The organism is Streptomyces sp. NPDC002573, from assembly GCF_042889625.1.
Classification (GTDB): Bacteria; Actinomycetota; Actinomycetes; order Streptomycetales; family Streptomycetaceae; genus Streptomyces; species Streptomyces gibsoniae.
Map to the genome: position 1 here is coordinate 69,556 of NZ_JBIARC010000037.1, position 18,612 is coordinate 88,167.

The window sequence follows — 18,612 nt, forward strand, 5'->3', positions numbered from 1 at the left end:
CTCCATGGCTGTCATGCGGCGGTCCTCCCGGTGGCTGCGGCCATCACGGTCTCCTCGCCGGCTCTCGAACGCGGGATGTCGGCGGTGAGCCGGCCCTCGTGCATCACGAGCACCCGGTCGGCCATGCCGAGGATCTCGGGCAGATCGGAGGAGATCATCAGGACGGCCACCCCGTCGGCGGCCAGCTCGCTGAGCAGCCGGTGCACCTCCGCCTTCGTAGAGACGTCGATGCCGCGTGTCGGCTCGTCGACGATGAGCACCTTCGGGCGGGTGGCCAGCCACTTGGCGAGGACGACCTTCTGCTGGTTGCCGCCGGACAGGGTGGAGACGGCGTCGGCGATCCGGGCGTACTTCACCCGCAGCCTGACGGCCCAGTCGAGGGAGCGGCTGCGTTCGGCGCCGCGGTTCATCAGCCCGGCCCTGGCGGTCGTGCGCAGTCCGGTCAGACCGATGTTGCGCTCGATGGACATGTTCATCACCAGGCCTTGAGCCCGCCGGTCCTCGGGGACGAGGGCGAGGCCCGCGGCCATGGCGGTGGAGGGCGCGCCGTTGGTCAGTGCCCTGCCGTCGACCTCGACCTCTCCCGCGTCCCACCGGTCCACGCCGAAGACGGCCCGCGCCACCTCGGTACGGCCGGCGCCGACGAGCCCGGCGAGACCGACGATCTCTCCGCGGCGCACGTCGAAGGACACGTCCGTGAAGACGCCCTCCCGGGTCAGCCGCCGCACGCTCAGGGCCACTCGGCCGGGCCGCACGTCCTGCTTCGGATACAGCGCGTCGAGGTCGCGTCCGACCATACGGCGTACGAGATCGTCCTCGGTCAGCCCTTCCAGCAACTCGCCCGCGACCAGGGCCCCGTCGCGCAGGACGGTCACCCGCCGGCAGATCCGGAAGATCTCCTCCAGCCGGTGGGAGATGAACAGCACCGCCGCGCCTTGGTCCCGCAGGGTGCGGACGACCCCGAAGAGGCGGGCCACCTCGCTGCCGGTCAGGGCGGCGGTGGGTTCGTCCATGATCAGGACCCGGGCGTCGAAGGACAGCGCCTTGGCGATCTCGACGATCTGCTGGTCGGCGATGGACAGACCGCGTGCGGGGCGCTCCGGATCGAGGTCGACGCCGAGGCGCCGCATCAGGGCCGCGGTCGCCGCACGGGTGGCCTTGTGGTCGATACGGCCGAGGGAACGCCGAGGCCGGCGGCCCATGGAGATGTTCTCGGCCACCGACAGGTCGGGGAAGAGGGTCGGTTCCTGGTAGATCACGGCGATACCGGCGTCGCGTGCGTCGGCCGGGCCGTGGAAGACGGTCGGCTCGCCGTCGAGCAGCACCTGCCCGGCGTCCGGCCGGTGGACACCGGCGAGGGTCTTGATGAGGGTCGACTTGCCCGCGCCGTTCTCGCCGGCGAGGGCGTGCACCTCGCCGGGGAACAGTTCCAGGGACACCTCCCGCAGCGCGCGTACCGCGCCGAAGGACTTGGAGATGTCCCTGAGCGCCAGCACCGGCGCCGGACCCGTGGCGGACGGGTGGGTCATGGGAGCTCCTCGACGACACCGGCGGGGGCGGCCCTTCCGGCGTGTGAAAGGTTTCAACTGGGTTGCCGGGGACGGTAGGCGCGCCAGCCTTGTCACGTCAATGGGGTCGCGTCGAAAAAGTTCCGACAGCCAGAGGCCGCAAGGGAGTCCCGAACGAACGGGCCCGCGAGGGGGATTGACACTCCCCTCGGAGACTCCTAGCTTCCGTCCTGAATCGTTTCATGGACCTTTCATGCATCGCTTCGTGAAACGGCCTCATGGCATCGCTTCGCGACATGTGGATTCCACCGACACCCCAGGAGCACCGAAGTGACCGAGCTCGCCGCGGTGAAGGCCGCTCTGCAGACCCAGGCCGTCGAGACGCCGTCGTGGGCGTACGGGAACTCGGGCACTCGGTTCAAGGTGTTCGCGCAGCCGGGGGTGCCGCGCACACCGCGGGAGAAACTGGACGACGCGGCCAAGGTGCACGAGTTCACGGGGGTCGCGCCGACGGTGGCGCTGCACATTCCCTGGGACCGGGTCGACGACTACGGGGCCCTGGCCGAGCACGCGCGCAAACGGGGACTGCGCCTGGGCGCGATCAACTCCAACACCTTCCAGGACGACGACTACCGGCTGGGCAGCATCTGCCATCCGGACGCGGCAGTGCGCCGCAAGGCCGTCGGCCATCTCCTGGAGTGCGTGGACATCATGGACTCCACGGGGTCGAAGGACCTCAAGCTGTGGTTCGCCGACGGGACGAACTACCCGGGCCAGGACGACATCCGCGCCCGTCAGGACCGGCTCGCGGAGGCCCTGGCCGAGGTGTACGCACGGCTCGGCGACGGGCAGCGCATGCTGCTGGAGTACAAGCTCTTCGAGCCCGCGTTCTATACGACCGACGTCCCGGACTGGGGCACGGCCTACGCGCACTGTCTCCGGCTCGGCGAGAAGGCGCAGGTCGTCGTCGACACCGGGCACCACGCGCCCGGCACCAACATCGAGTTCATCGTCGCCACGCTGCTGCGCGAGGGAAGGCTCGGCGGCTTCGACTTCAACTCCCGCTTCTACGCCGACGACGACCTCATGGTCGGTGCCGCGGACCCCTTCCAGCTCTTCCGCATCATGTACGAGGTGGTGCGCGGCGGCGGGTTCGGGCCGGACGTGGCGTTCATGCTCGACCAGTGCCACAACATCGAACCGAAGATCCCGGCGATCATCCGTTCCGTGATGAACGTGCAGGAGGCGACGGCGAAGGCGCTGCTCGTGGACGCCGAGGCGCTCGCCTCGGCCCAGCGGTCCGGTGATGTGCTCGGCGCGAACGCGGTGCTCATGGACGCCTACAACACCGACGTACGGCCGCTGCTCGCCGAGGTCCGTGCGGACCTCGGGCTGGACCCGGACCCGGTCGCCGCCTACCACCGGTCCGGCTGGGCGGAGACGATCGCCGCGGAGCGGGTCGGCGGACAGCAGGCCGGCTGGGGCGCGTGAACGCGGGGCCGGCGGCGGTCGGGACGCGCAGCCCACCCGAACGGGCCGAGGCGCACGGGCGGATGCCGACGCCCGTCCGGCGGCAGCCGGCCCGCGGCTCTCCCAGCAGCGCCCGGGTCCCGAGCCTGGTCACCAGGGCGAGGCGTTCGGCGTCCTCGGTGCCGGGCTCGGCCGTGTAGACCATGATGCGCAGGTCGGCGCCCGCCACGGTGAGCACATCGCAGTCCAGGATCACCGGACCCACCTGCGGATGGTCGACGGTCTTGCGGGCGGACTCATGGTGGCCGACGGCTCCGGAGTCCCACAGCTCCGCGAACCGCTCGCTGCGCGCACGCAGTTCCCCGACCAGCCGCCGCAGCCTCTGGTCGGCCGGACAGCGGTCGGCGGCCACATGCAGGTCCGCGACCGGCGCGGCCTCGAACGCGCGCCGGGACTCGGGGGTGTGCCGCACCCGGGTGCCCGGGCCGAGCGGATTGCGCCACACACCGTTGCGGTCGTTGCCGCGCCATCCCGACGGGTCTCCCATCAGCGCGGCGTACGGCGGGTTGGCCAGGAGCAGGGTCCAGGAGGCGTCGTGGACGGCGACGGGGGGTCCGGTCAGCCGGACCAGGAGCCGCTGGACGCTCGGCGTGAGGCGCCCGGGAACGGTGTCCGGGTCCGGCGGCGTCAGCCCGGCCGGCCGGAACGGATGCTCGCGCTCGGCCCCCGACAGCCGCAGAGCCCTGGCCAGGGCCTCGACGATCTGGGCCGGGGGTGGGACGCGCGGCCCTGTTCGAGGCGGGTGATGCAGTCGACGGAGATCCCGGCCGGCAGCACCGGCTCCTCGCGGCGCAGGCCGGGCGGGCGGCGCCGCCCGCCGGAGGGCACTGCCGCCTCGGGTGGGACCCGGTCACGCCGGCGACGCACCGCCTTGCCGAACTCCGCCGTCGCCATGCCGCCCGGTGTGCCCCGTGGAGCGCGCGTCTTCCTGGTACCGGCAGTCCCAGGAAGAGGGGGCCTCTGGCTGTGCGGCGGGCCGCGCACCACTCTGGAGGCATGACGACAACACTGATCACCGGAGCGAACAAGGGTCTCGGCTTCGAGACCGCCCGTCGGCTCGTCGAGGCGGGGCACACCGTGTACATCGGCAGCCGGGACGCCGAACGCGGACGCCGGGCCGCCGAACAGCTGGGCGCGCGAGCCGTCCTGCTCGATGTCACCGACGACGCGTCCGTCACGGCCGCGGCCAAGACCGTCGAGGCCGACGGCGGACTGGACGTCCTCGTCAACAACGCCGGCGTCGAGAACCGGACGCCGGACGGTGGCGTGGTCGGCGCCGCGGAGGTGACCGCCGACGCGATGCGGGCGGTGTTCGAGACGAACGTCTTCGGTCTGGTCCGTGTCACCCATGCCTTCCTGCCGCTGCTGCGGCGATCGGCCGCCCCCGTGGTGGTCAACGTCAGCAGCGGTCTGGCCTCGCTGGCCAGGGTCAGCGCCGAGGGGACACCCGCGTACGGCTACCCCGGGGTCGCCTACCCGGCCTCGAAGGCGGCGGTCAACATGGTCACGGTGCAGTTCGCGAAGGCGTTCCCGGACATGCGGATCAACGCGGTGGAGCCCGGTTACACCGCCACGGACCTGAACCGCCACGCGGGCGTCCAGAGCGTCGAGCAGGGCGCCGAGATCATCGTGCGCATGGCCCAGGTAGGCCCGGACGGGCCGACCGGGGGCTACTTCGACGCGGAGGGCTCGCTTCCCTGGTGAGGGCGCCCCTGGCGCCGTGCGGTGGTGGCGCGTGCTCCGGCACGCACCACCACCGCCGTATGTGACCGTCCGACGACACCTTGACGAGGCCACGTCCGCCCATTAATTTCCTGAAACGATTCAAACCACAAGGGAGGACCGAGACGTCATGGCACCCCACCCCGAAGCCGCCGCCCTCCTGGCCCGCTCCCATTGGCTCGGCGCCGACCCCCGCAACACCAACTACGCCGGCGGCAACGCCTCCGCCAAGGGCACCGCGACCGACCCCGTGACCGGCGGTGACGTGGAGCTGATGTGGGTCAAGGGGTCGGGCGGCGACCTCGGCACGCTGACCGAGTCCGGTCTCGCGGTGCTGCGACTGGACCGGCTGCGGGCACTCAGGGACGTCTACCCGGGCGTGCAACGGGAGGACGAGATGGTCGCCGCGTTCGACTACTGCCTGCACGGCAAGGGCGGTGCGGCACCGTCCATCGACACCGCCATGCACGGTCTGGTGGACGCCCCCCACGTCGACCACCTTCACCCCGACTCCGGGATCGCGCTCGCGTGCGCCGCCGACGGCGAGAAGCTGACCGCCGAGTGCTTCGGCGACACGGTGGTGTGGGTCCCCTGGCGACGGCCCGGTTTCCAGCTGGGCCTGGACATCGCGGCGGTCAAGGAGGCCAACCCGCAGGCGATCGGCTGCGTCCTCGGCGGTCACGGCATCACCGCCTGGGGTGCCACGGCCGAGGAGTGCGAGCGCAACTCCCTGCACGTCATCCGCACCGCCGAGGAGTTCCTCGCCCGGCACGGCAAGGCGGAGCCGTTCGGGCCGGTGCTCGAGGGATACGAGCCGCTGCCCGAGACGGAGCGCCGCAGGCGGGCGGCGGCGCTGGCCCCGCACATCCGCGCACTGGCCTCCCAGGACCGCGCCCGGATCGGGCACTTCACCGACTCCGGTGTCGTCCTCGACTTCCTCGCCCGCGCCGAGCACCCGCGTCTCGCCGCGCTCGGCACCTCCTGCCCGGACCACTTCCTGCGCACCAAGATCCGTCCGCTGGTCCTCGACCTGCCGCCGACCGCACCGCTCGACGAGGCGATCGCCCGGCTGACCGAACTGCACGCCGAGTACCGCGAGGAGTACGCCGCCTACTACCGGCGGCACGCCCTGCCCGACTCCCCCGCGATGCGCGGCGCGGACCCGGCGATCGTCCTCGTCCCCGGCGTCGGCATGTTCTCCTTCGGCGGGGACAAGCAGACCGCGCGCGTGGCGGGCGAGTTCTACGTCAACGCCGTCCAGGTGATGCGCGGCGCCGAGGCCGTGTCGGCGTACGCGCCCATCGAGGAGTCGGAGAAGTTCCGCATCGAGTACTGGGCGCTGGAGGAGGCCAAGCTCCGGCGGATGCCGAAGCCGAAGCCGCTGGCCACCCGGGTGGCGCTGGTGACGGGTGCCGGCAGCGGGATCGGCAGGGCGATCGCGCACCGGCTGGTCGCCGAGGGAGCGTGCGTCGTCGTCGCCGACCTGAACGCGGAGAGCGCCGCGGCGGTCACCGAGGAACTCGGCGGTGCGGACCGGGCGGTAGCCGTCACCGTGGACGTCACGTCCGAGGAGCAGATCGCCGCGGCGTTCCGGGCGGCGCTGCTGGCCTTCGGCGGCGTCGACCTGGTGGTGAACAACGCCGGGATCTCCCTCTCCAGGCCGCTTCTCGAGACATCGGCGCGGGACTGGGACCTCCAGCACAACGTCATGGCCCGGGGCTCCTTCCTCGTCTCGCGTGAGGCGGCCCGGGTGATGATCGCGCAGGGGCTGGGCGGTGACATCGTGTACATCGCCTCCAAGAACGCCGTCTTCGCCGGCCCCAACAACATCGCCTACGCGGCGACAAAGGCCGACCAGGCGCACCAAGTGCGTCTCCTGGCGGTCGAGTTGGGCGAGCACGGCATCCGCGTCAACGGGGTCAACCCGGACGGCGTGGTGCGCGGTTCCGGCATCTTCGCAGGCGGCTGGGGCGCCCAGCGGGCGGCCGTCTACGGCGTCGAGGAGGAGAAGCTCGGTGAGTTCTACGCCCAACGCACCCTGCTGAAGCGGGAGGTGCTGCCGGAGCATGTCGCCGCCGCCGTGTTCGCGCTGACAGGCGGCGACCTGACGCACACCACGGGGCTGCACGTCCCGGTCGACGCGGGTGTGGCAGCCGCGTTTCTGCGATGAGCTCGGCCGTGACGTCGTACGCCGCGGTCGATCTGGGCGCGTCCAGCGGGCGGGTCATGGTCGGCCGGGTGGGTGGCGGCACCCTGGAGCTGACCGAGGCCCACCGGTTCCCGAACCGGCCCGTGCACCTCCCCGAGGGGCTGCGCTGGGACATCCTGTCCCTGTACACGGGCGTCCTCGACGGGCTGCGCGCGGCCGGTCCCGTCCGGTCGGTCGGCATCGACAGCTGGGCGGTGGACTACGGGCTCCTGGACGCCGACGGCGCCCTGCTCGGCAATCCGGTGCACTACCGCGACGCCCGCACCGAGGGCATCGCGGAGAAGGTGTGGGCGACCGTGCCCGCACAGGAGCTGTACGCCGCCACGGGGGTGCAGTACGCGCCCTTCAACACGCTGTACCAGCTCACAGCGGGCCGTTCCACAACCGAGTTCGCGCGGGCCGGGCGGCTGCTGCTCATTCCCGATCTGCTCGGCTACTGGCTGACGGGCGAGCAGGGCACCGAACTGACCAACGCGTCCACCACCCAGCTCCTCGACCCCCGCACCGGCGACTGGTCGTACGGCCTCGCCCGGCGGCTGGGCATCGACCTGAGCCTGTTCGCCCCGCTGCGCCGGCCCGGTGACCGGGTGGGCCTGCTGCGCCCCGGCGTACTGGCGCAGACCGGTCTGACCGGTCCGGTCCCGGTGACCGCGGTCGCCTCCCATGACACGGCCTCCGCGGTGGCCGCCGTACCGGCCGTGGGCGAACGGTTCGCGTACATCTGCACCGGCACCTGGTCCCTGGCCGGACTGGAACTTCAGGCTCCGGTGCTGACCGAGGCGAGCCGTGCCGCCAACTTCACCAATGAGCTGGGCCTGGACGGCACGATCCGCTATCTGCGCAACATCATGGGGCTGTGGCTGCTCCAGGAGTGCCTGCGGGAGTGGGACGACACGGACCTGCCCGCGCTGCTCGCGGCGGCGGCCGACGCGCCGGCGCTGCGGTCCGTCGTGGACGCGGGTGACACGGCGTTCCTGGCGCCCGGGCGGATGCCGGCGCGGATCGCCGAGGCGTGCCGGGCCTCCGGGCAGCCGGTGCCGGACTCCCCCGCCGAGATCACGCGCTGCATCCTCGACTCCCTGGCGCTCGCGCACCGCCGGGCCGTCGCCGATGCCCGGCGGCTCGCGGACCATCCGGTCGACGTCGTGCACATCGTCGGGGGCGGCACCCGCAACGCGCTGCTGTGCCAGCTGACGGCCGACGCCTGCGGACTGCCGGTGCTGGCCGGCCCCGCGGAGGCGGCAGCTCTCGGCAACGTCCTCGTCCAGGCCCGCGCCGACGGACTCCTCGGCGACCGCGCGGACATGCGGCGCCTCCTCGCCCGTACGCAGCCGCCGACACGGTACGAGCCGCGGGGCGACCCGGCGTCATGGCGTGCCGCGGAGTCCCGTCTCGCCACGCCGTGAGACGGGGTCTCCCCCAGGCCGCGTCCGCCGATTACTCTGCACTCATCCGATGATCGACCCCAAGGAGCCGCGATGCGCGTCGCTCTGTTCCTGACCTGCGTCAATGACACGCTCTATCCGGACACCGGGCGCGCCGTGGTGAAACTCCTGACCAGGCTGGGCGTCGAAGTCGACTTCCCGTCGGCGCAGACCTGCTGCGGGCAGGCGCACTACAACACCGGGTATCGACATGAGGCCGAGCCACTCGCGGTGAAGTTCTCCGATGTATTCCGGGACTACGAGGCGATCGTGACTCCGTCCGGTTCCTGCGGGGCGATGGTGCGGGAGCTGTATCCGCGCATGGGTGAGCGGGCGCGGGCCGAGGGCCGCGGGGAGGCCCTCGCGGCCACCGTGGCGCCCGTGGTCCCGAAGACGTACGAACTGACCGAGTTCCTCGTGGACGTGCTGGGGGTGACGGACGTGGGGGCGTACTACCCGCATCCGGTGACCTATCACCCGACGTGTCACGGGCTGCGGAGCCTACGGCTCGGCGACCGCCCGACGCGGCTGCTGCGGGCCGTCAAGGGACTGGAACTGATCGAGCTGCCCGGTGCCGAAGAGTGCTGCGGCTTCGGCGGCACCTTCGCCGTGAAGAACCCCGACGTCTCGGCGGCCATGGGCGCCGACAAGGTACGCAACGCCGAGTCGACGGGGGCGGAGGTGCTGTGCGCGGCGGACAACTCCTGTCTCATGCACATCGGCGGCACGATGGCACGGCTGCGCGTCGGCATGCGGCCGGTGCACATCGCGGAGATCCTGGCGAGCACGGAGAGGGAGCCGCTGGTATGAGGGGCGTCGTCGTGAGGAAGGGTGGCCTCGCATGAGCGGGAGGTTCGTCGGCATGCCGGCGTTTCCCGAGGCGGCGCACGAGGCGGTGGGCAACAGGACGCTGCGCGGCAATCTGCGGCACGCCACCCACACCATCCGCGCCAAGCGGGCCAGGGCCGTCGCGGAGGTGTCGGACTGGGCGGAGCTGCGCGAGGCGGGCAAGCGGATCAAGGACCACACGCTGCGTCATCTCGGCCGCTATCTCGTGCAGTTGGAGCAGGCGGTCACGGCGGCCGGAGGCGTCGTCCACTGGGCGGCGGACGCGCAGGAGGCGTGCCGGATCGTCACCGAGCTGGTGAAGGCGACCGGCGAGTCCGAGGTCGTGAAGGTCAAGTCCATGGCCACGCAGGAGATCGGCCTCAACGAGGTGCTGGAGGCGGAGGGCATCCGGGCCTACGAGACCGATCTCGCCGAACTGATCGTGCAGTTGGGCAAGGACCGGCCCTCGCACATCCTCGTCCCCGCGATCCACCGCAACCGCGGGGAGATCCGCGACATCTTCCGCTCCGAGATGGGCGCGTGGGGCCGTCCCGCTCCCGAGGGGCTCACCGACACACCCGCCGAACTCGCCGAGGCGGCCCGGCTGCATCTGCGGGAGAAGTTCCTGCGCGCCAAGGTCGCCGTCTCGGGCGCGAACTTCATGGTCGCGGAGACGGGCACGCTGGTGGTGGTCGAGTCGGAGGGCAACGGGCGGATGTGCCTCACGCTGCCCGAGACGCTGATCTCCGTCGTCGGCATCGAGAAGATCGTGCCGACCTGGCAGGACCTGGAGGTGTTCCTCCAGACGCTCCCCCGGTCCTCGACCGCCGAACGGATGAACCCGTACACGTCGATGTGGACCGGCACGACGGACGGGGACGGACCGCGCACCTTCCACCTGGTGCTGCTCGACAACGGCCGTACCGACACCCTCGCCGACGAGGTCGGCCGTCAGGCCCTGCGCTGTATCCGCTGCTCGGCGTGTCTCAATGTGTGCCCGGTGTACGAGCGGGCAGGCGGCCATGCCTACGGCTCGGTGTACCCGGGTCCGATCGGTGCCATCCTCAGCCCCCAGCTGCGAGGCATCCGGAGCCCGATCGACGCCTCACTGCCCTATGCCTCGTCGCTGTGCGGCGCCTGCTACGACGTGTGCCCGGTCGCCATCGACATCCCGGAGGTGCTGGTGCATCTGCGGGAACGGGTGGTCGAGGGCGGGCCCGCGACACAGGCGGGCAACAAGGTCGTACTGCGGCCCGCACGGGGACACGCCGCCGAGCGGGCGGCGATGCGGGCCGCACGCTGGGCCTTCAGCCACCCCGGCGCGCTGCGCACGGGCCAGCGTCTGGCGTCGCGTTCACGTCGCTTCCTGCCGCGGACCCTGCCGGGCCCGGGCCGGGCGTGGAGCGCGAGCCGGGACCTGCCGACGCTGCCCCCGGAGCCGTTCCGCGACTGGTGGCAGCGCACACGCGGAGGGAAGGAGGCGGAAAGGTGAGCAACAGCAGGGATCTGATCCTGGGCCGGGTGCGCCGCGCACTGGCGGACGTGCCCAAGGGCGACACGCCCTACGAGCAGGACGTTCCCCGGGACTATCGGGAGCGGCACGGCGAGCGCGCCCCGGCCGAGACGGTGGAGTTGCTCGCGGAGAACCTCGCGGACTACCGGGCGATCGTGCACCGGACGAACACCGCGGAGCTGTCCTCGACCCTGGCCGGTCTGCTCGCGGCACGCGGCGCGCGGACCGTGCTGGTGCCCTCGGGGCTGCCGACCGACTGGCTCACGGGCGTGGAGCAGGTGCCCGACCGGGCGGAGAGCACCCCGTACGAACTCGACCGCGTCGACAGTGTGGTCACCGGCTGCGCGGTCGCGATCGCCGAGACCGGCACCCTGGTGCTGGACGGCTCACCGGATCAGGGCCGCCGCCGTATCACCCTCGTCCCCGACCACCACATCTGTGTCGTACTCGTCCCGGACCAGGTCGTGGACTCCGTGCCCCAGGCGATGCGGCGGCTCGTCCCGGAGCGCCCGCTGACCTGGATCTCCGGGCCGTCCGCGACCAGTGACATCGAGCTGGAGCGGGTCGAGGGGGTGCATGGTCCACGCACCCTGGAGGTGGTGCTGGTGAGCGAGGTGTGACCGGCGCGGCTAGCGTGAGGGAATGATCCGGTTCGAGGAGGTCACCAAGCGGTATCCGGACGGTACGACGGCCGTGGACGACCTGTCCTTCGAGATCGGCGAGGGCGAGCTGGTCACCCTGGTCGGACCGTCCGGCTGCGGCAAGACGACCACCATGATGATGGTCAACCGGCTGATCGAGCCGACCTCGGGGCGGATCTTCGTGGGCGGCGAGGATGTCGCGACCGTCGATCCGGTGCGGCTGCGGCGGCGGATCGGCTATGTGATCCAGCAGGTCGGGCTGTTCCCACACCGGACCGTGCTCGACAACACGGCGACCGTGCCCTGTCTGCTCGGCTGGAAGAGGGCCAGGGCACGGGCGCGCGCGGCCGAGTTGCTCGATCTGGTGGGCCTGGACCCGAAGACGTACGGGCCGCGCTATCCGGACCAGTTGTCCGGCGGTCAGCGACAACGGGTGGGGGTGGCGCGGGCGCTGGCAGCCGACCCGCCGGTGCTGCTGATGGACGAGCCGTTCGGGGCGGTCGACCCCGTGGTGCGGGAGCAGTTGCAGGAGGAGTTCCTGCGGATGCAGAGCGCCGTGCGCAAGACGGTGCTGCTGGTCACGCACGACATCGAGGAGGCCGTCCGGCTCGGCGACCGGATCGCGGTGTACGGGCAGGGGCGCATCGAGCAGTTCGACACGCCCGGATCGGTACTGGGGACACCCGCGACACCGCGCGTCGCCGCGTTCGTGGGGGCGGACCGGGGGCTGAAGCGGCTGTCGGTGACGGAGATCGAGCCGAGCGATCTGGAGCAGCCGCCGGTCGTACGGCTCGACGAGGCCGGCGGGCGGGCGGCGGCCCGGCTGTCCGCGCAGGGCGCACGCTGGGCGGTCGTGCTCGACTCCGCCGGTGATCTGCACGGCTGGGCCGGAGTCGACGAACTGACCCGGGGCGGTCTGGTCCGCGACCATGCGCACCGGATGAACTCCTGGGTACCGGTGGGTGCTCCGCTGCGGCAGGCGTTCGGAGTGATGCTCCAGCACGACGCCGGCTGGGTGGCGGTGCTGGACGGGACCCGCTTCCTGGGGGTCCTGACACCGGCCAAGCTCCATGAGGCGCTCCGCCGTTCGGTGGACGCGGACGCCCGGGGAGTCTCGCGCCGGGAGGTTCCGTACGAGTCGGTGGCGGACGCATGAGGGCCCCGGCTGTCGGCACGGCCTCGGGGCCGCGTCACTTCAGCAGGCCCTTGGCCTTCAGATAGGCGCGGGCCACGTCCTGCGGCAGTCGGCGCCAGCTGTCGACCTGCTGGTTCATCGACGCCAGATCCTGTGTGGTGAGAACGGAGTTCAGGGCGCCGAGCGCTTGGGCGACGCGTGTGCCGCCGGCGCGGGAGCGGCTCACGACCGGGACGATGTAGTCCGCGTTCTGCAGATGTCTGTCGTCCGCGAGCAGAACCAGTCCGAAGGTGTCGAGGGTCGCGTCCGTGGTGGTGGTCAGCACCATCTGGTTCCGTCCGCTCTGCACGGACCGCTTGGCCTGGGTGGTACCGACGCCCTTGGGGTCGACGCCGATGACGTCGATGCCGTACACCTTCCTCAGTCCCGGTGCGCAGTACGGCCGCCGAACGCATTCGTCGCCCGCCGCGAGCCTTACCTTCAGCCCGGACCGGCCGAGATCGCTCAGCGTCCGCACGCGGTGCTCACGGGCGTAGGCCCCCGACACGGCGAAGGCATTTTGGTCGACCGCCCGGCCAGGGTCGAGCACGGTGAGCCCACGGGGCGCGGCGAGGGCGCGCAGGGCCTTCATGGTGGCGTCGAGGTCCGGTGAGCCGACGGGAGGGGCGTCGGGTCCGTGGGCCCTGGCGTTGAGCCAGTCCGCGAAGGTGGCCGCGTACTCGGGGACGACGTCGATCTGCCCGGATTCCAGGGCGGGTTCGTACAGCTCACGGTTGGCGACGGTGATGAGCGATGTCTTGTAGCCCGCGCGGTTCAGCAGCAGGGCGTACATCTGGGCGAGCAGATCGCTCTCGGTGAAGCCGGCCGAGCCGACGGTCAGATGTCCGCTGTCGCGGGGCGCCGCGGTGACCCGGCCGCGGGTCTCCAGGGAAGGACCCGTGGCGCAGTCGGCGAGCAGGCCCATGAGGCACCCGAGGAGCAGGGGCACGACCGCCGCGAACCGTCTCATCGCGCGCCTCGGACGCGGGACGGGGCCAGTCGCTCCACGGCCTCGAAGACCCCCTCCACGATCAGCGCCAGCGCCGCCACCAGCACGGCCCCGGCCACCACCTGCGGTGTGCTCGCCAGGTTGAAGCCGGCGGTGATGATCCGGCCCAGTCCCCCTCCGCCCGTGAGCGCGGCGATGGTCGCGGTCGCGACGAGCTGCACGGCGGCGATCCGCACCCCGTTGAGGACCATCGGGAGCGCGAGGGGAAGTTCGACACGCAGCAGTGTCTGCCGGCCCGTCATCCCCATGCCCCGCGCCGCCCGCACGACGCTGCGGTCGACCTCGCGCATGCCGACGTAGGCGTTGGTGAGCAGGGGCGGTACGGCGAACAGCACGAGGGCCACGACGGTGGGCCCCTCCCCCCAGCGGCCGAGCGGGGTGAGCAGCAGAAGCACCAGGACGGCGAAGGTGGGGACGGCACGGCCGATGTTGGAGATGTTGACGGCGAGCGCGCCACCCCGGCCGAGATGGCCGAGTACCAGGGCGACCGGCAGGGCGATCGCGCAGCTGACGACGAGACAGCCGATGGTGAGGAGGACGTGCTGCGTCAGCCGGTGCCCGATGCCGTCGTCGCCCGACCAGTGCGCGGGGTCGGTGAGCCAGTGCCAGGCTTCGCCGGGGGTCGTCATCCGCGTGCCGATCTCGCCCAGGGGGTGATCAGCCACTGCACGCCGAGCAGCAGCAGATCGGCGGCCACGGCGATCAGCACACAGAGCACGGACGCGGTCAGCACCTGCGCCTTGAAGTACGTGTTCATGCCCGCGTAGATCAGGTTCCCGAGTCCGCCGAAGCCGACGATCGCCCCGACGGTGACCAGGGAGACCGCGGACACCGTGGCGATGCGGAGGCCGGCCATGGCGGCGGGCAGGGCGAGCGGGAGTTCCACGGTGAGCAGCAGCCGGACGGGGCCGTATCCCATGCCGTGGGCTGCCTGCCGGGTCTCCTCGGGGACGGCGCGCAGCCCGGCGAGGAGGTTCCGCACGAGCAGGGTGAGCGAATAGAGGACGAGACCGGCGACCACCAGGGCGGGTGACAGTCCGTACAGGGGCAGCAGCAGCGAGAACATCGCCAGGGACGGAATGGTGTAGAGGATCGTGGTGCCCGCGAGGACGGGCCCGGCGATCCCGGTCCAGCGGCGCGCCAGCAGGGCCAGGGGCACGGCGACGACGAGCCCGATGAGCACGGAGGCCGCGGTCAGCTGCAGATGCTCGGCCACCGCGTCCAGGAGGATATGGCGGCGGGTGCGCACATACGCGCCGCAGATCCACTCGTTACGGGCCAGGCAGTCGTCCGGGGGCGCGGTCACGGGTCCATTGCACCGGACGGGCGAGCGCGGCCGCAGGTCGTGGGGGTCCGTCCGGGGCTGTCCCCCGGCCCGCTCGATGTCTCACCCGCTCTGCCGCCCCTTCGGGGCCCGTGGTCTCTCCTGGCCCTGCCCGTTCAGGGCCCGTGCCGCCACCTTCAGGTCCGAGACGAGACCGGCGTACGCGGCCTCCCGGTCGTCGGCGCGCAGGATCGCCGAGGGGTGCACGGTCGCCACGACGTACTGCTCGTCGGCGCCGGGCATCAGCAGCAGGCTCCCCCGGTCCTTGGTCACCCGGAACGAGCTGCCCAGCAGCGCCTTGCCCGCGGTGGCGCCGAGGGCCACCACGACCTCGGGGCGGACCAGGTCCAGTTCCGCGCGCAGCCAGGGCTTGCAGGCGCTCAGCTCTCGCAGGCTCGGCGCCTTGTGGATGCGTCGCTTGCCCCGTTCGGGAACCACGGTGAACTTGAAGTGCTTGACCGCGTTGGTGACGTAGGCCGTGCCGCGGTCGATCCCCGCCTCCGTCAGCGCCCGGTCCAGCAGATGTCCGGCCGGTCCGACGAAGGGCTCGCCCTGCCGGTCCTCCTGGTCGCCGGGCTGCTCCCCGACCAGCAGGACCCGTGCCGAGGTGTCGCCGCTGCCGAACACGGTCTGGGTGGCGTTCGCGTACAGCGGGCAGCCACGGCAGTCCGCGGCGGCACGCCGGTACGCGGCCAGCTCGCCGTCGTCCGGCAGGAAGGGGGTCGCGTCGTAGGCCTCGGCCGATGCGTCGTCGGAACGGCTCATAACGGCCTCGCTTCCGGGCCCCGCCGTACCGGGCCCAGAGCTCGGAGTACCCCTCCCCCCGGCTCGCACACCCCTGGCGGAGTGGCGACGATGGAGGGAGCCGACATCGCACGCGCCACGCCGCCTCGGAGGGGCCGATGACCATGGACGCCCATCCGGGCAGGCCGGGGAAGCAGGAGCCGGACGCCGCGGCGCCCGGCACGGAGCGGATCGTCGAGCTGGAGGAGGAGGTCAGCCAGCTCAAGGAGGCCGTCACCTCGCACGCGGTCGTGGACCAGGCGATCGGGATGCTGGTGGCTGTGGGCCATGTGACCCCGGCGCAGGGATGGGAGGTGCTCCGGGAGGTCTCCCAGCACGCGAACATCAAGCTGCGCCATGTCGCGGAGCTGATCGTCATCTGGGGATGCGGCGGGGAGCTCCCGGCCGATGTCCGGGAGCTGCTGGAGGCCACGCTCGACCGCTACGGACCGGCTCAGCTCCCGGAGGACCCGCCCTGAGTCCCCGCCCGGCCCTCGCTGCCGCCGGGCCCTGTCCGGGCCGTGGCGGCCGTTTTCAGGGGCTCCGGTCAATAACCCGTTGATTTCCCTGCGTTGCCCTGCGGGCGGCGTGTTTCAAATACCCTCTCACGGATAGTCCGGAAGGAGCGGTGCACTGCCAAGCCGTTCCCGGGAGGGTTCGGCAGTGAGCCCGCCCGCTAACGGCCGTCCGGTCGACGAGTGGCCGATCCGGACGGCCGGATGCGATGCGGCTGCACGGGCGGGAGCGCAGCCTCTATCAGGCTTGATATCGGGTCGCCCGGTGTCAGGCAATATCGGCGAGCGCCTCCTCGCGTATCCGGGCACAGCATCCGCTGAGCAGCCGTGAGACATGCATCTGGGAAATACCGAGTTGGTCCGCTATGCGACTCTGGGTCATTCCGCGGAAGTAGCGCAGATAGAGGATGGTGCGCTCGCGCTCCGGGAGCGACCGCAGACACGGTTTGACGGCCTCGCGGTCGACGATCAGGTCGTACCCGGAGTCGGCCTCACCGAGCGCGTCGCCCAGTGCGTATCCGTCGTCGCTGCCCGCGACCTCCGCGTCCAGGGACAGGGCGGTGAAGCTGTCCATCGCCTCCAGACCCACCCGGACATCCTCTTCGCTGAGATGGGCGTGCTCGGCGATCTCGGCGACGGTCGGGCCGTGCCCAGGAGTCTCCTGGGATATCTCCTTGGCCGCCGTCCGCACCCGATTCCGCAGGTCCTGGACCCGGCGGGGCACATGCAGGACCCACATGTGGTCGCGGAAGTGCCGCTTGATCTCACCGGTGATGGTGGGGATGGCGTAGCTCTCGAAGGCGTACCCCCGGCCCGGGTCGTAGCGGTCGACCGCCTTGACGAGTCCCAGCGCCGCGACCTGGCAGAGGTCCTCGACCGACTCGCCCCGCCCTCGATACCGGCGGGCGATGCGGTCGGCCATCGGCAGCCAGGAGCGCACGATGTCGTCGCGCAGTGTCTGGCGTTCGGGACCCTCGGGCAGTTCGCACAGTTGAGCGAAAGCGTCGGTGGTGTCGGGTGCGTCGTCGTGGGGATGCTGCTTCGCCTTGACCGTGATGCGCATCGTGCTTTCAACTCCCTCAAGGGGCTGACTGGGCAGTCACCGTGGGAAGGCGCAACGACGGACCACGCGGAGAGTCACACACCCGGGATCTGCTGGGCCAGTTTCCACGGAGGTGCCTCCTGTCCGAAGCACTCTTATGAGCCATTCCCGGCTTTCCCGGCGTCAAACAATTCATAAGGAACATTTCACGTCTCACCGGAGTTACTCATGGGAATCTCATCGCTCCGAAAAGTGAGCGGCCAATGCGCCGGGCAAAGTGCCGAGGCATGGGTCGGGGCACCAGGGCACGGAATTTCACGGCCCGGGCAATTTCTGGGAATTCATCGGGCCCCGGCCGTGGGGCTTTCCGTGACGGGACACAGCCAGAGCGTGGCGAGCGGTGGGAGCGTGAGGCGGATGCCGTGCCCGGGACCGGTGCCGGGTGTCACGGGACCGGTGTTGCGGACGTCGCTGCCGCCGTAGCGAGCCGCGTCGGTGTTGAGGACCTCGTCCCAGGCCGGCACGTCGTCGGGCACGTCCAGACGGTAGTGGTGGCGTACGACCGGCGAGAAGTTGGACACGGCGAGCAGGGGGGTGCCGTCCGCGTCGAAGCGCAGGAACGCGAAGACGTTGTCGTCGGCGCCGTCGCAGAGCACCCAGCGGAAGCCCGCGGGCCGGGTGTCGCACTGCCACAGGGCCGGGGTGCGCAGATAGATCGCGTTCAGGTCACGCACGAGGTCGCGCACGCCCCGGTGGTCGGCGGCGGCACCGTAGCCCGCGTCGAGCAGCCACCAGTCGGGGCCATGGGCCTGGGACCATTCGTCGCCCTGGGCGAACTCCTGTCCCATGAACAGGAGCTGCTTGCCCGGGTGGGACCACATGAAGCCCAGATAGGCACGGAGATTGGCACGCTGCCGCCACCAGTCGCCGGGCATCTTCGACACCAGCGACCGCTTGCCGTGCACCACCTCGTCGTGCGAGATGGGCAGGACATAGTTCTCGCTGTACGCGTACACCATCGAGAAGGTCATCTCGTTGTGGTGGTACCTGCGGTGCACGGGGTCCTTGGACACGTAGACGAGCGAGTCGTGCATCCAGCCCATGTTCCACTTCAGGCCGAAGCCGAGTCCGCCGTGGTCGGTGGGCCGGGTGACGCCGTCCCAGGCCGTGGACTCCTCGGCGATGGTGATCGCCCCGGGGCACCGTCGGTAGACCGCGGCGTTCATCTCCTGCAGAAACGCGACCGCGTCCGGATCCTCGTTCCCGCCGTGCTCGTTCGGCCGCCACTGGCCGTGCTCGCGTGAGTAGTCCAGATAGAGCATGGAGGCGACCGCGTCCACCCGCAGGCCGTCGATGTGGAACTCCTCGCACCAGTACACGGCGTTGGCGA

16 protein-coding genes and 1 pseudogene are annotated in these 18,612 nt (G+C 71.3%); 9 read left to right on the plus strand and 8 right to left on the minus strand.

Annotated elements, in window-relative coordinates:
• Positions 1–11: 11 nt before the first annotated feature.
• Positions 12–1,529: a sugar ABC transporter ATP-binding protein gene (locus tag ACFYX0_RS29825; protein ID WP_388974614.1), complete on the minus strand. Its 1,518-nt coding sequence runs from the start codon at positions 1,527–1,529 to the stop codon at positions 12–14.
• Positions 1,530–1,838: 309 nt separating this feature from the next.
• On the opposite strand from ACFYX0_RS29825, the gene rhaI reads away from it, so the two are divergent.
• Positions 1,839–2,999, plus strand: coding sequence for an L-rhamnose isomerase (rhaI, locus tag ACFYX0_RS29830; protein WP_388974616.1), 1,161 nt, complete (start codon positions 1,839–1,841; stop codon positions 2,997–2,999).
• Positions 3,000–3,105: 106 nt separating this feature from the next.
• On the opposite strand, the pseudogene ACFYX0_RS29835 reads toward rhaI, so the two are convergent.
• Positions 3,106–3,932: pseudogene (locus tag ACFYX0_RS29835) on the minus strand (helix-turn-helix transcriptional regulator); the annotation flags it as partial.
• A gap of 102 nt (positions 3,933–4,034) precedes the next feature.
• Between ACFYX0_RS29835 and ACFYX0_RS29840 the strand changes: the two are divergent.
• The 7 genes from ACFYX0_RS29840 to ACFYX0_RS29870 all read left to right on the plus strand — a co-directional run bounded on the left by ACFYX0_RS29840 (position 4,035) and on the right by ACFYX0_RS29870 (position 12,531).
• The gene (locus ACFYX0_RS29840; protein ID WP_355915745.1) at positions 4,035–4,742 is read left to right on the plus strand and encodes an SDR family NAD(P)-dependent oxidoreductase; all 708 of its coding nucleotides are present in this window, start codon (positions 4,035–4,037) and stop codon (positions 4,740–4,742) included.
• Between the two features lie 148 nt (positions 4,743–4,890).
• Positions 4,891–6,930 carry a bifunctional aldolase/short-chain dehydrogenase gene (locus tag ACFYX0_RS29845; protein WP_388974618.1) on the plus strand — a complete coding sequence of 680 codons (2,040 nt, stop codon included), beginning with the start codon at positions 4,891–4,893 and terminating at the stop codon, positions 6,928–6,930.
• Complete coding sequence (locus tag ACFYX0_RS29850) at positions 6,927–8,375, plus strand: rhamnulokinase family protein (RefSeq protein ID WP_388974620.1); 1,449 nt, start codon at positions 6,927–6,929, stop codon at positions 8,373–8,375. The genes ACFYX0_RS29845 and ACFYX0_RS29850 overlap by 4 nt, the downstream gene beginning before the upstream one ends.
• Before the next feature lie 72 nt (positions 8,376–8,447).
• Entirely contained in the window at positions 8,448–9,203 is a 756-nt protein-coding gene (locus ACFYX0_RS29855; protein WP_388974622.1) for a (Fe-S)-binding protein, read from the plus strand.
• A gap of 31 nt (positions 9,204–9,234) precedes the next feature.
• Positions 9,235–10,713: a lactate utilization protein B gene (locus tag ACFYX0_RS29860; RefSeq protein ID WP_388974624.1), complete on the plus strand. Its 1,479-nt coding sequence runs from the start codon at positions 9,235–9,237 to the stop codon at positions 10,711–10,713.
• Positions 10,710–11,354, plus strand: a complete 645-nt coding sequence (locus ACFYX0_RS29865) for a lactate utilization protein C (protein WP_388974626.1) — start codon at positions 10,710–10,712, stop codon at positions 11,352–11,354. The genes ACFYX0_RS29860 and ACFYX0_RS29865 overlap by 4 nt, the downstream gene beginning before the upstream one ends.
• Before the next feature lie 22 nt (positions 11,355–11,376).
• A complete protein-coding gene (locus ACFYX0_RS29870) occupies positions 11,377–12,531 on the plus strand; it encodes an ATP-binding cassette domain-containing protein (RefSeq protein WP_388974628.1) in 1,155 nt (384 codons plus the stop codon).
• 34 nt (positions 12,532–12,565) lie between these two features.
• On the opposite strand, the gene ACFYX0_RS29875 is transcribed toward ACFYX0_RS29870, so the two are convergent.
• The 4 genes from ACFYX0_RS29875 to ACFYX0_RS29890 all read right to left on the minus strand — a co-directional run bounded on the left by ACFYX0_RS29875 (position 12,566) and on the right by ACFYX0_RS29890 (position 15,647).
• Positions 12,566–13,519 carry an ABC transporter substrate-binding protein gene (locus ACFYX0_RS29875; RefSeq protein WP_388974630.1) on the minus strand — a complete coding sequence of 318 codons (954 nt, stop codon included), beginning with the start codon at positions 13,517–13,519 and terminating at the stop codon, positions 12,566–12,568.
• Positions 13,516–14,187: an ABC transporter permease gene (locus ACFYX0_RS29880; protein ID WP_388974641.1), complete on the minus strand. Its 672-nt coding sequence runs from the start codon at positions 14,185–14,187 to the stop codon at positions 13,516–13,518. The genes ACFYX0_RS29875 and ACFYX0_RS29880 overlap by 4 nt, the downstream gene beginning before the upstream one ends.
• Complete coding sequence (locus ACFYX0_RS29885) at positions 14,184–14,864, minus strand: ABC transporter permease (RefSeq protein ID WP_388974631.1); 681 nt, start codon at positions 14,862–14,864, stop codon at positions 14,184–14,186. Before ACFYX0_RS29885 ends, ACFYX0_RS29880 begins: the two co-directional genes overlap by 4 nt.
• Positions 14,865–14,945: 81 nt before the next feature.
• Positions 14,946–15,647 carry a UdgX family uracil-DNA binding protein gene (locus tag ACFYX0_RS29890; RefSeq protein ID WP_355915721.1) on the minus strand — a complete coding sequence of 234 codons (702 nt, stop codon included), beginning with the start codon at positions 15,645–15,647 and terminating at the stop codon, positions 14,946–14,948.
• Between the two features lie 137 nt (positions 15,648–15,784).
• Between ACFYX0_RS29890 and ACFYX0_RS29895 the strand changes: the two genes are divergently transcribed.
• Positions 15,785–16,144 (plus strand): ANTAR domain-containing protein, encoded by a 360-nt coding sequence (locus ACFYX0_RS29895; RefSeq protein ID WP_388974633.1) that lies wholly within the window; start codon positions 15,785–15,787, stop codon positions 16,142–16,144.
• Between the two features lie 304 nt (positions 16,145–16,448).
• Here ACFYX0_RS29895 and ACFYX0_RS29900 read toward each other — a convergent pair whose 3' ends face one another.
• A complete protein-coding gene (locus ACFYX0_RS29900) occupies positions 16,449–17,243 on the minus strand; it encodes a SigB/SigF/SigG family RNA polymerase sigma factor (RefSeq protein ID WP_355915718.1) in 795 nt (264 codons plus the stop codon).
• A 320-nt stretch (positions 17,244–17,563) separates the two neighbouring features.
• Positions 17,564–18,612: 1,4-alpha-glucan branching enzyme (glgB, locus tag ACFYX0_RS29905; RefSeq protein WP_388974635.1), on the minus strand; the 1,049-nt coding region annotated here is incomplete at its 5' end.